This is a genomic window from Oligosphaera ethanolica, assembly GCF_030814695.1.
In the GTDB taxonomy this organism is placed as follows: domain Bacteria; phylum Verrucomicrobiota; class Lentisphaeria; order Oligosphaerales; family Oligosphaeraceae; genus Oligosphaera; species Oligosphaera ethanolica.
Genome location: NZ_JAUSVL010000001.1, coordinates 1,641,953 through 1,654,800 on the forward strand (window position 1 = coordinate 1,641,953; position 12,848 = coordinate 1,654,800).

At 62.9% G+C, this 12,848-nt stretch carries 7 protein-coding genes; 5 read left to right on the forward strand and 2 right to left on the reverse strand.

Going from position 1 to position 12,848, the window contains the following annotated elements:
• Window positions 1–116: 116 nt before the first annotated feature.
• On the reverse strand, window positions 117–854 hold the full coding sequence (locus J3R75_RS05460) for an SDR family NAD(P)-dependent oxidoreductase (RefSeq protein WP_307260362.1): 738 nt from the start codon (window positions 852–854) through the stop codon (window positions 117–119).
• A 1,414-nt stretch (window positions 855–2,268) separates the two neighbouring features.
• Window positions 2,269–3,219, reverse strand: a complete 951-nt coding sequence (locus tag J3R75_RS05465; protein WP_307260363.1) for a class II fructose-bisphosphate aldolase — start codon at window positions 3,217–3,219, stop codon at window positions 2,269–2,271.
• A gap of 224 nt (window positions 3,220–3,443) precedes the next feature.
• On the opposite strand from J3R75_RS05465, the gene J3R75_RS05470 reads away from it, so the two are divergent.
• The 5 genes from J3R75_RS05470 to mutL all read left to right on the forward strand — a co-directional run bounded on the left by J3R75_RS05470 (window position 3,444) and on the right by mutL (window position 12,560).
• Window positions 3,444–5,825, forward strand: coding sequence for a serine/threonine protein kinase (locus tag J3R75_RS05470; RefSeq protein WP_307260364.1), 2,382 nt, complete (start codon window positions 3,444–3,446; stop codon window positions 5,823–5,825).
• Window positions 5,826–5,878: 53 nt separating this feature from the next.
• The gene (locus J3R75_RS05475; RefSeq protein WP_307260365.1) at window positions 5,879–6,700 is read left to right on the forward strand and encodes a metallophosphoesterase family protein; all 822 of its coding nucleotides are present in this window, start codon (window positions 5,879–5,881) and stop codon (window positions 6,698–6,700) included.
• A gap of 44 nt (window positions 6,701–6,744) precedes the next feature.
• Window positions 6,745–8,217 (forward strand): rhamnulokinase, encoded by a 1,473-nt coding sequence (locus J3R75_RS05480; RefSeq protein WP_307260366.1) that lies wholly within the window; start codon window positions 6,745–6,747, stop codon window positions 8,215–8,217.
• Window positions 8,218–8,436: 219 nt separating this feature from the next.
• Window positions 8,437–10,308 (forward strand): tRNA uridine-5-carboxymethylaminomethyl(34) synthesis enzyme MnmG, encoded by a 1,872-nt coding sequence (gene mnmG, locus J3R75_RS05485; RefSeq protein WP_307260367.1) that lies wholly within the window; start codon window positions 8,437–8,439, stop codon window positions 10,306–10,308.
• Entirely contained in the window at window positions 10,305–12,560 is a 2,256-nt protein-coding gene (mutL, locus tag J3R75_RS05490; protein WP_307260368.1) for a DNA mismatch repair endonuclease MutL, read from the forward strand. Before mnmG ends, mutL begins: the two co-directional genes overlap by 4 nt.
• The last annotated feature ends 288 nt before the right edge of the window (window positions 12,561–12,848 follow it).

Below are 12,848 nucleotides of genomic sequence, written 5' to 3' on the forward strand. Positions count from 1 at the left end.
ATCGGACCGATCGGACCGATCGGACCGATCAAGTCGACGATCCGTCCGATCCGTCCGATCCGTCCGATCCGTCTGATCCGTCCGCGAAAAAAGACCGTCCGTCCGCTCGTTCTTCCTCAGCGCATGCGTGGGCCGATGACCCGCCCACCGTCAATGAGGTAGTCCACGCCGGTGATATAGGACGCATTCTCCGACACCAGAAAGAGGATCAGATCTGCGACTTCGCTGGGCATGCCCCAGCGTTCCAGGTAATTGCCCTCGGTTTTGCCCTTGCTTTCTTCACTGGCGATCAGCCCGGGCGAGATGCAATTGACATTGATATTGCTGCTGCCCAGCTCCATGGCCAGCGCCTTGGTAAACGACGTGATCGCTCCCTTACTGGCCGAATACACCGCCAGCCCTGGCAGACCGACATTGCCGGCAATGGACCCCAGATTCACGATCTTGCCGTACTGCCGTTCCACCATATTCCCGAGCACCGCCTGGGTCAGGAACATCGTGCCTTTCACATTCAAATCCAAGATCCACTCCCAGGAGCCATCGGGAAGGTCTTTGAAACGGACATTCTTGTGCCAACCCGCGCCGGCACAGTTCACTAGGATGTCGATTTGGCCAAAAGCCACCAAAATATCGGCAACCGCGCTTTTGACCTCAGTCTGCGCCTTTAGGTCGACCACTTTGGACAGGGCCGTGCCGCCGGCCGACCGGATGCTCTCAGCAACCGCATCAAGCCCCTCGGCATTGATATCCAACAGCGCGACCTTTGCGCCCTCTGCCGCCAGTTTCAACGCTGTCGCCCGACCAATGCCTCTGGCCGCACCACTGATCACCGCGCACTTGCCTGCAAACTTCATAGCATCATTCCCTTGCTTGGAGATTTTTACTTCGCGATAAAGCGACCATGTATGACGGAGCATCGGCGCCCGCTTACCATGCAAACTTGATTAACCCACAAAAGAATACCAACCCCAAATTGCGCACCACGACCAGTAGGGGATTTTGCACTCGCCCCTCCTCGCACCCCCGTTCATCCCTTCCCGCATTCTTCTTTACCTTATTGGGAGGGGGTCCCCCCAGGTTGGGTGGGCCGGCCTTAATGACGGGCGAAAAACTACCTCGAAACCCGCATCTTTTCAACCATTTTTTTGAAATTGCATGGAGAAACATAAACGTTCCCGACTGGCCGCTAACAACTGCCAGCGAATCACAAGACACGAAAGGGCACCCAAACAACACCAAACGCTTTCCGCGGCACGGCATTCCGTGCCGCTACAGACCCCGCACATCCGCGCAAACTGCCCATTCATTGCGTCTTGCCATCGGCGGCGTGTCTTGCCGCACATCCGCGCAAACTGCCCATTCATTGCGTCTTGCCATCGGCGGCGTGTCTTGCCGCACATCCGCGCAAACTGCCCATTCATTGCGTCTTGCCATCGGCGGCGTGACTTGCCGCACAGCGGCAAGACACGCCGCCCGTATTTGCCTTCTTCGCGCCTTCGCGCCTTCGCGTGAGAACAAAAAGACGTCGTGCCTTGGCGTAAACGGCCCATTCATTGCGTCTTGCCATCGGCGGCGGGACTTGCCGCACAGCGGCAAGACACGCCGCCCGTATTTGCCTTCTTCGCGCCTTCGCGCCTTCGCGTGAGAACAAAAAGACGTCGTGCCTTGGCGCAAACGGCCCATTCATTGCGTCTTGCCATCGGCGGCGGGACTTGCCGCACAGCGGCAAGACACGCCGCCCGTATTTGCCTTCTTCGCGCCTTCGCGCCTTCGCGTGAGAACAAAAAAACGTCGCGCCTTCGCGTAAACGGCCCATTCATTGCGTCTTGCCATCGGCGGCGGGACTTGCCGCACAGCGGCAAGACACGCCGCCCGTATTTGCCTTCTTCGCGCCTTCGCGCCTTCGCGTGAGAACAAAAAGACGTCGTGCCTTCGCGTAAACGGCCCATTCTTTGCGTCTTGCCATCGGCGGCGGGACTTGCCGCACAGCGGCAAGACACGCCGCCCGTATTTGCCTTCTTCGCGCCTTCGCGCCTTCGCGTGAGAACAAAAAGACGTCGTGCCTTCGCGCCTTCGCGTCTTCGCGTGAGAACAAAAAGACGTCGTGCCTTCGCGCCTTCGCGCCTTCGCGTGAGAACAAAAAGACTTCGCGCCTTCGCGTGAGAAAAAAGAAACCGCGGCGGTCACAGCTTATCAGCCGTAACCGCCGCGGTTATTCATCAGACCGTCAACAGGTAAGTTCCCGGTGGCGGCGCTATTGCCTGATCATCAGATACCGAGCATCTGGCGGACGTTGGGGAGCTGTCCGGCACTACCGAGTTTGACGTTTTTGGCGGCGATGAATTTGGCATATTCGGTCATGAAGATCTTGCCGGCGGGGCGCAGATCGAAGTCCTTCGGGTCGTCGCGGAAATGCTCGCGATGGACGCGGCACCAGACCAGACGGCCGTCGGTGTCGATGTTGATCTTGGTGACGCCGAGTTTCGCGGCCTGGGCGAACTGGTTGTCGTCAACGCCCTTGGCGCCGGCGATTTGGCCGCCAGCGGCATTAATGCGGGCGACTTCCTCCTGCGGGACGGAGCTGGAGCCGTGCATGACCAGCGGGAAGTTGGGCAGCTGGCGTTGGATTTCTGCCAGGACGTCAAAGTGCAGGCCCTGCGTGCCGGTGAATTTGAAGGCGCCGTGGCTGGTGCCGATAGCGCAGGCGAGGCTGTCCACGCCGGTGCGGGTGACGAATTCCTTCGCCTGGGCGGGGTCCGTCAGCTTTGCGTCGGCTTCGCTGACCGACACGTGTTCTTCCACGCCGCCGAGCTGGCCGAGTTCGGCTTCGACGACCAGGCCCTTGGCATGGGCGGCGTCGACCACGCGCTTGGTGATCTCGATATTTTTGTCAAAAGACTCACTGCTAGCGTCAATCATCACCGAGCTATAGAAGCCGCTCTGGATGCAATCCATGCAGGTGGCCTCGTCGCCGTGGTCCAGGTGCACAGCAAAAACGGCTTCGGGAAAGACCTTGTCAGCGCTGCGGATGATGCCTTCCAGCATCAATTTGTTGGTGTAGGAACGGGAGCCTTTGCTGATCTGGATGATGAAGGGCGCCTTGCTGTCAATATTGCCCCGGAACAGGCCCATGCACTGCTCGAGATTGTTGATGTTATACGCGCCAATCGCGTACTTGCCATAGGCGGCTTTGAACAGATCTTTGGTGGTGACAATCATCGTGATTCCCCTTGCTTCTTGGTTTTCCAGAACGACAACCACGCCCAAAACTGCGTACGGGAGTTGCCATACAGACGAAACTTGGCTAATATAATACACGAACTCTATTTTGTGCGCCCGTTCGCCGCCGGCGACGGTATATTCGTTCCCTCCGAGCCTGTTTTTTCATCCCGACCAAAGCGCTCGCACCTGTCGACGCCGGTCAGGCAGAAAGGTCCTCAGCCGTGCGATTTCAATGCAGCCACTGCCAAGCCATCCTGGACATTGAAGATTGTGACCCCGGCGAGCTAGTGCAATGCGGGCAGTGTGAAAGCGCAGTTACGGCGCCGCTGTCAACAACGTCGCCCGGCGCACTGATCGGCGATTTCATTATCAAGCGCGAACTCGGCGTCGGCGGCATGGGCACGGTCTACCTGGCCCACCAGGCGACCCTGGACCGGGACGTCGCCATCAAAGTCCTCCTGCCCAGTTTTGCCGCGGACGCAGCTTTCATCGAGTCATTTATTCGCGAGGCCCGGGCCGCCGCCGCCGTCAATCACCCGAACATCGTCCAGGCCTATGCCGTCAACAGCGAAAACGGCCTGTTTTATTTTGCCATGGAGTATATCGACGGCAAGACCCTCAAGCAGTCTCTTGCCGAGGAAGGCCGGCTGCCAGCAGAGCGGGTCATCGACATCGCCACCGACGTCGTCGCCGCCTTGGGTTTCGCCTGGAAAGAGCGCAAGATTGTCCATCGCGACATCAAGCCGGACAACATCATGATGGCCAACACCGGCCACGCCAAGCTGGCCGACCTCGGTCTGGCCCGCAAGATCACCGAAACCAATCCCGATGGCAGTTCCGAACTGTTCGGCACGCCCCAGTACATTGCGCCAGAGCTTCTGTTCGGCTATTCGCCTGACGCGCGCAGCGACATCTACAGCCTCGGCTGCACCCTCTATCACCTCGTCAGTGGCCAATCTCCAGTGGAAGGACAAACACCCGAAGAGATCGTCAATCAGCATATCTTCAAGCCAATGACGCCACTGCTTGAGGTCGCGCCGGACGCTCCCCCCGGCCTGGCCGCAATGATTGAACTGATGATGGCCAAACGACCCGCACAGCGCTACCCGGACTACGACCTCATCGCCGCTGACCTCAAGCTGGTCAAAGCCGGCAGAATGCCCGCCCATAACGCGGCCCCCGATGCCCAACTGCCCATCGACGGCGACAGCGACAACCCATTCGCCGTCCCCAATGGCTCCGAATCAATCATAAGCCACAGCCACGCGACACCGCCGACACCCAAAAAGAAAATGACCTTCAGCGCCACGCCCAAAGCCCCCGGTGCCACTGACAGCACGCCACCCAGCACTACCAACAGCACGCCTGCTGACGACGCCGACAGCGGCAGTTCGCAGAGCATTGCGCCGGTCACCGACAAGCCCAGAAGCAAAATGCCCATGCTGATTGGCGCCGTCGTGCTCCTCCTCGCCCTGGGCGGCGGCGGCGCCTGGTTCGCCATGTCCCGCGCCAGCGGCGATAGCGGCGAGGCCGGTGGCGCGGCGACAGACGGCGGCACCAAGGACGGCGTCGCCATCGTCAAGGCGATGATCAGCAGCCAGAAGCCCGAAAATGAGATTTTTGCCGAACTCAATCGCCTGGCGACAAGCATGGCTCCCGACAAAGCTGGCTACAACGACTTCCTCGCCGTCGCGGCGCCGTACGTCGAAAAAGCCCTCGCGCAGGCCCGCGAGGCCGACATCACCGCCGAAAAGGAGCGCTGGCAGGCGCTGGCGCTGGCCGCCAAGGCTGAAACCGAGCGCATCGCCGCCGAAGAAGCCAAGAGGGCCGAGGAGGCCAAAAAAGCCGAGGAGGAGGCCCAGCGCCAGGCCGAAGCCGAAGCCGAAACCCAGCGCCAGCTTGAGCGGCTCAACGAGCAGAAAGCCGCCCTGCGCGACCAGATGCTGCAGAAAACCAACGCAATGGACTTCAGCGGCGCCCGAATTCTCTTCTCGCCCATGCTTGCCAGCAATGACCCCGCCACCAGGAACTGGGCCGAGCTGTGGACGAAGGTCCTCAACGATGCCGACAAGTACTACAAGCTGATCCGCAACTCCAAAGAAAAACTCGCCGGAATCAAAATGCCCGTTCTGGGCGATAAAATCAAATGGCAGATCGACAGCGTCGTATACGACAAAGTCAACATCAAACGCGTCCGCCAGGTCGTCGACAAAGACGGCAATGACCGCATTGAAGAATTGACAGGCAGTCTTGAAATCGACCAGCTACTCTTCCCGCAGCTTGAGGCTATCAACCACAAGCTGGCCGAGACCGAGAGTCTCTCGCCGATTGAGGTCGGCCAACTCAGCGCCAATTTCCTGCTGGCTCGCGGCGCCTACCTCGCCCCTATCACGGGCTTCCTGCAAAAACTCGGCGCGCCACAGGAACTCCAGGACGAAGTCGCCAATCTTAGCGGCCAGTACTACATGCAAAACCAACTCGAATTCCTCCGCAAACTCAACAAAACACAAGCAACCGAACTTGCTGGACTGCTCAAAAACAGCGACCCGACCGCATTTGCCACTGTCGCCGACGAGGTCCAGCAGATCATCGGCGACAAATAGCCCACGGCCGAAAACGGATCCCCTTTCCGCCCCTGGCGCTGCCGGATATCACCATGCGAATCGTCCATTTCTCCGACATCCACGCCGGGCTTTTCCCGCGCAGCGCCGCGGCACTGACTGACAAACGGCTCCTCGGCGCGCTCAATTACCTGCTGCGCCGGCGCCATGCCTGCCGGCCCGAGCGCGTAGAGCGCCTGGCCTCGCGCCTTGAGCAACTCCGCCCCGACTGGGTGGTTTGCAGTGGTGACCTCAGCAGCATTGGTTCGCCGGAGGAATTTGCTCTTGCCTGCGACTGGCTCCGGCCCATTCGCGAGCTCGCTGGCGATCGCTTTATCTACGTGCCGGGCAACCACGACGTCTATGTGCGCGACCAGGCCTGCCGTCGCGCCCTGGCGGCGTCTTTCCACGAGCTCAACAGCCACCGCTGGCAGCTCGCCGACCTGCCGCTGGCCATGACCAGCACAGACGCCCAGCTGGTGATGATCCCAGGCGCCGTACCCGTCGGCATGCTCCGCTCCTCCGGCCGCCTCAGTGACAACGAGGAGGCGCGCCTGGCGGCCATCCTCAGCGAGCCGCGCCCCGCCGGGGCCATCCGCGTCGGCATCGGCCATTTCCCGCCCTGCCACGCCGACGGCCGGCCCCTTGGCGCACGGCGCGCGCTCGCCGGTGCCGACGCCATTCTCGAGCATCTGACCGCCGGTCGGTTGGACGTCCTCCTCTGCGGACACATCCACGACCCATTCGCTTACGCCCTGCCCAATCGCTCGGCAGTTCTCTGTGCTGGCTCGCTCACATTGACGGGCTCGTTCCTGGTCTTAGATTATGAGCCCGGCCAACATTGGTCCTCGCAGTTCCACCACGTTGACACGGACTGAGCCCCGCCGGCCAGCCGCAAACGTCCACCCAAGGGAGACTTATCATGAAGCACTATCTGGCCTTTGATCTCGGCGCCTCCAGTGGCCGCGCCATACTCGGCAGCATCGACCAGGGCAAAGTCACCCTGAAAGAACTGCATCGCTTCGAAAATGGCGGCATCGCCATCAACGGCGGTCTCTTCTGGAACTTCCTCGGCCTCTTCAATGAACTCAAGATCGGCCTCAAAAAAGCCGTGGACAGCGGCGTCGAGCTCGCCGGCATCGCCGTCGACACCTGGGGCGTCGATTACGCCCTGATCGACAAAAACGGCTTCTTCGCGGGCATGCCCCGCCATTATCGCGACAGCCGCACCGACGACGTCATGCCATGGGCCTTCGCCAAGATCTCCCGCGACGACATCTACCGCCAGACCGGCATTCAGTTCATGAGCCTCAACTCCGTCTTCCAGCTGGCCGCGTCCGTCCGCGATGGCGATTGCAGCCTCGGCATTGCCGAAAAGCTGCTCTTCATGCCGAACGCGCTGACCTACCTGTTCTGCGGTGACGCCACGGCCGAGTACAGCATCGCCACGACCTCCCAGTTCTACAACCCCACCACGCGCGACTGGGCCTGGCCCATCATTGACGCCCTTGGCGTCAAACGCAGTCTTTTCCCGGCCATCACGCCGGCCTGCACCCGCGTGGGCACCCTCCTGCCGGCCTTGCAGGAAGAACTCAAATGCGGCCCCATCCCCGTGATCCTTGTCGGCTCCCACGACACCGCGTCGGCCGTAGCGGCCGTGCCGGCCACTGGCGACAAATCCTGGGCCTACCTGAGCAGCGGCACCTGGAGCCTCCTCGGTATCGAACTCGACCAGCCACTGATCAGCGACAAGGGCCTCCAAGCCAACTACACCAACGAAGGCGGCGTCGGCGGCAAAATTCGCTTCCTCAAAAATATCATGGGCCTGTGGCTGATCCAGGAATGCCGCACGGAATGGAAGCGCCGCGGCCTCAAATACACCTTCGATGAGCTCGACGCCATGGCTTCTGACGCCGCGCCATTCCGCTCCTTCATCGACCCCAACGACCAGCGCTTCATCGCTCCCGGCGACATGCCCGCGCGCATCGCCGAGTACTGCGTCGCCACTGGTCAGCCCAAGCCCGAGACGCCCGGACAGATTCTCCGCACCGCGTTGGAGTCGCTGGCCATGCGTTACCGCCAGTCGCTGGAAGAAATCGAGGCCATCAGCGGCAAGCCCATTGAGCTGCTGCACCTCGTCGGTGGCGGCTGCAAGAACATCATTCTCAACCAATTCACGGCCAATGCCATCCAGCGGCCGCTGCTGACCGGCCCCGTCGAAGCCACCGCGCTGGGCAATATCATCGGCCAGGCCATCGCCACCGGCGACATCGCCAGCCTCCAGCAGGGCCGCGACATCATCCGCGCCAGCACCGATGCCGTTAGCTACCAGCCGCAGGACAAAGACGCCTGGAACGGCGCCTACCAGCGTTTCCTCAAGGTCACCAAAGCATAAGCAGCCGTCACGGCAGCGGCAAGAGCAGGCCGGCGCAGTAGCCGCCAGCACCCGCCGCCGCTTGCCGCCAAGAGTTATCAACCCGGCCACGCAGCAGCAGGCCACCCCATCGTCATTCCTGCCGCAGCGTGGCCGCTGCCCGGAACGCCAGCGCCACGCCGCACCCCGCGACGCACGCCATCCCAACCCTTCACGTCCGCCTCGCCACGTCAGGAATCCATGCCAAGCACCCTGCCTCATTTTGATGTCATCGTCATCGGCGGCGGCCACGCCGGTTGCGAAGCCGCGCTTGCCGCCGCCCGCCTCGGCGCGCGCACGCTGCTGCTGACGATGAACAACGACCACATCGCCCAGATGTCCTGCAACCCCGCCATCGGCGGCATCGCCAAAGGCCAGGTCGTACGCGAAATCGATGCCCTCGGCGGCGAAATGGCCGCCAACACCGACGCGACTTCCATTCAGTTCCGTATGCTCAACGACACCAAGGGCGCCGCCGCGCTCTCCCCACGCGCACAATGCGACCGCATGCTCTACCAGAAGCGCATGAAATTCGTCCTCGAACGACAGGACAATTTGAGCATCCACCAAGCCGAAGTCGTCGGCCTGGAAACCGCCAACGGCCGCGTCTGCGGCGTCAAGACGGTCTTTGGCGACTGCTGGCCCTGCGCCGCCGCCGTGATCTGCACGGGGACCTTCCTGGGCGGCAAACTCCACTACGGCCTCAGTTCCTGGCCGGGCGGCCGCGCCGGCGACGCCGCGGCCCTGGCCTTCGCCAAGGACCTCCACGACGGCCTCGGGCTGGAAATGGGTCGCCTGAAAACCGGCACGCCAGTGCGCGTCCTCGGCCGCAGCATCGACTTCAGCGCCATGACGCAGCAGGGGCCCGACCCAGCTCGCCGGCGCTTCTCTTTCCGGCCGGCGGCCAGCGCGCCCGTACCCGTCTTCGACGCCCTGTCGCTCGCCCAGCGCCCCTGCTACATCACCTACACCAACGACGCGACCGCCCAAGCCGTGCGCGACAACCTCGACCGCTCGCCGCTCTACTCCGGCCGCATCGACGGCGTCGGCACCCGCTACTGCCCGTCCTTCGAAGACAAGGTCGTGCGTTTCGCCGATCGCCCCCGCCACCACGTGTACCTCGAACCCGAAGGCGACAGCACCGACGAGTATTACCTCAACGGCATTTCCACCAGTCTGCCCGTAGACGTGCAGTGGCTGATGGTCCGCTCGCTCCCCGGGCTGGAAAACGCCCAGATCAGCCGCTACGCCTACGCCATCGAATACGACTTCGTCTTCCCGCATCAGCTCGACCTCAGCCTGGCCTTGCGCCGCTGGCCCAATCTCTTCCTCGCCGGCCAGATCAACGGCACCAGCGGTTACGAAGAAGCCGCCGCGCAGGGCCTGGTCGCCGGCGTTAACGCCGCCCGCTGCGTCGCCGACCAAAGTGGCCCGCTGACCTTGCGCCGCGACCAAGCATACATCGGCGTCATGATCGACGATCTGATCAGCAAGGACATCGCCGAGCCGTACCGACTCTTCACCAGCCGCGCTGAGTACCGCCTCAGTCTCAGGCAGGACAATGCCGACCGGCGCCTCACCGCCATCGGCTACCAATTCGGCCTGGCCAGCGCCAGCGAGCACCAGCGCGTACAGACCCTCGAAAAGGACATCGCCGAAGCCCGCCAGGTCATCCAGGGCATCCGCTGCGGCGGCAAGAATCTCTGGGAGCTGATGAAGCAGCCCGACTTCATTTACGCCGATCACCCCGACCTGCCGCAATTCAGCCCGCGCGTCCACGAACAGCTCACCATCGAAGCGCGCTACGCCGGCTATATTGCCCACCAGGACATGCAGGCTCAGGCGCTGCGCAAACTCGACAACTGGAAAATCCCCCCAGACTTCGATTTTCATCTCCCCGGGCTGAGCGCCGAGGCCGTCAGCAAACTCTGCAAACGTCAGCCAGCGACCCTCGGCCTAGCCTCGCGTATTGACGGCGTCACCCCCGCCGAAGTCGCCCTCCTGCAAGTCCGCCTGAAGGCCTTCAGCGCCGCTCACAGTCACGACCAGCACGAGGAGCCGCCAGCACCATGAGCATCATCCGCGTCCTGCCAGCCGAAATCGTCGGCCGCATCGCTGCCGGCGAAGTCATCGAACGGCCGGCGTCCGTCGTCAAGGAGCTGGTGGAAAACGCCATCGATGCCGGCGCCACCCGCATCCGCGTCAACGCCGAACAAGGCGGTCAGCGCATGATCCAAGTGATCGACAACGGCTGCGGCATGGACCGCGACGACGCGTTGCTCTGCCTGGAAACCCACGCGACCAGCAAGATCACGCGCGATGGCGACGTCGGCCAGATCAGCACCCTGGGCTTTCGCGGCGAAGCACTCCCCAGCATCGCCTCGGTCAGCCGCTTCCTGCTGCAAACCCGCCAGGCCGACAGCGTCACCGGCACCGAGGTCAGTGTGGACTTCGGGACCATCCGCGATGTCCGCGAATGCGGCTGTGCGCCAGGCACGAACATTCGCGTCGGCCAGCTCTTCGCCAATCTCCCCGCCCGCCGGCGCTTCCTGAAAGGGCCGGACACCGAAGACGGCCACATCGAAGAGATGCTGCTCATGCTGGCGCTGTCCCGCCCGGAACTGTCGCTTACCCTCACCCTCAATGGCCGCGAACAGCTGCGTGCCAACGCCTGCACCCAACTCGGCGAACGCGTCGCCATGCTGCTCGGTCAGGAGTCTTTCGCCGCCATGCTGCCCGTGGACTACGAGGAAAACGGCGTCTTCGTCCGTGGCTTCGTCAGCCGTCCCGGCTTCACCCGCTCATCGCGCCGCGAACAACGTGTCTTCATCAACGGTCGCGCCGCCGCCGCCGAAACGGTCTTCTTCGCCATTCGCGACGCCTTCGACACTCTGGTCATGAAAGGCCGCTATCCCGGCGCCGTACTCTATATCGACCTCGCTCCCGAACGCGTGGACGTCAACATCCACCCCGCCAAACGCGAAGTGCGCTTCCGCGATCCGCGCGAAACCGGCAACATCATCGCTGCCGCCATCCGCCGCGCTCTGCGCAGTATGCCCGGCGGCAGCGAAGAAGTCATCGACCTCAGCAGCTCACCCGGCGCCGCCCTGCCGCCGGCGATGCCCATCAACGCCCCACGACAGGTCAGCCTGCCCATGGCCACCACCGGCATCGGCACCGCCAATCACCACGCGTTCCCGCCAGACGGCAATGCGCATGACACCGGCAATGAGAACGATGAGCCAGATATGACCGCTGCCGCCCCATTCCCGCCGCCACCGCCCACGACGGCCGCAACGCCATATCCCGCAGCTCCAACCGCGGCCGCGACATCATTACCGCCGCCCACGCCCGCAGCGCCGTTCCCCCCAGTGTCCGCTTTTCACCCCGCGCCGCCCACGCCGACGCCATTCCCGGACCCTGCGCCTGCCAACCAACTTGCCGGCCAGCCAACTTTCCCAGATACGCGCCCTCCCGCCCGGCCCGGCGTCCTGGCCAATCCCGCCCATGCGGTCTCGCCAATGCCGGGAACCGCGCCAGCCATACTCGGAACGCCCGCAACGGCCACGCCGGAGGCATCACCAACTGCATTTGGACCAACCACGCCCACCGCGCCCGGCCCCCAGACGGATGCCACCGGCGCAGCCACTCCGACGCAGGGAACAATGCCTACCGCACCCGGCCCCCAGGCGAATGCCACCGGCACACCCGGCGCGCCCAACGCCGGCCTGCGTCCTGCACCGCCGGTGAACAAAGACCTCGCGCAGCTGCGGCTTTGCGGCCGTTTGGGCCGACGCTATGTACTGGCCGAAGCGCCCACGGGGCTGGTCGTGGTCGATCTCCAGGCCGCCCATCAGCGCATTCTTTTCGAGAGGCTCCTCGCGGCAATGAACGACCAACGCCAGACCCGCCAGCAGCTGCTCTTGCCCGTCACCCTCAATCTCAGCCTGGAAGAAACGCGCTTCCTCCGCCGAGAAATCGGCCACTTCGACACCCTCGGCTTCACCATCGAGCCCTTCGGCGGCACCACCTTCCTCATCACCGCCGTGCCCCCCGCCTATCCCAACCAGGACATCGCCAAGGCCCTGCGTGATATCCTCGACGACCTCCGCCAAAGCTCGGTCACCAACCGCCAGAGTGCCATCCACATCGCCCAGGCGGCATGCCGCCATGCCCACCGCGGCAAAGAAGAACTCAGCGAGCTGGAAATCCGCGCCCTCCTCGACGGCCTCGCCCGCAGCACCATGCCATACGCATGCCCCAATGGCCACCCAACCATGGTGCACATCACCTACAGCGAACTCGACAAACGCTTCCAGGGGTGATCCCAGGCCAATCTTCCGACGGATCCGACGGATCCGACGGATCAGACGGATCGGACGGATCTAGTCATCGGATCCGCCCGATCCGTCCGATCCGTCCGCGACATCACGAAAAAATGATCGGTCCGATCCGTCCGATCCGTCCGCGATAACACGAAAAAATGATCCGTCCAATCAGACCGATCCGTCCGCGATAACACGAAAATACGATCCGTCCGCGACAAAGACCATTGGTTCACCCAGGGCATTTCATTGCCGCGAAGCGGCAGAAGCGCTGAAAGCGCGAAACAT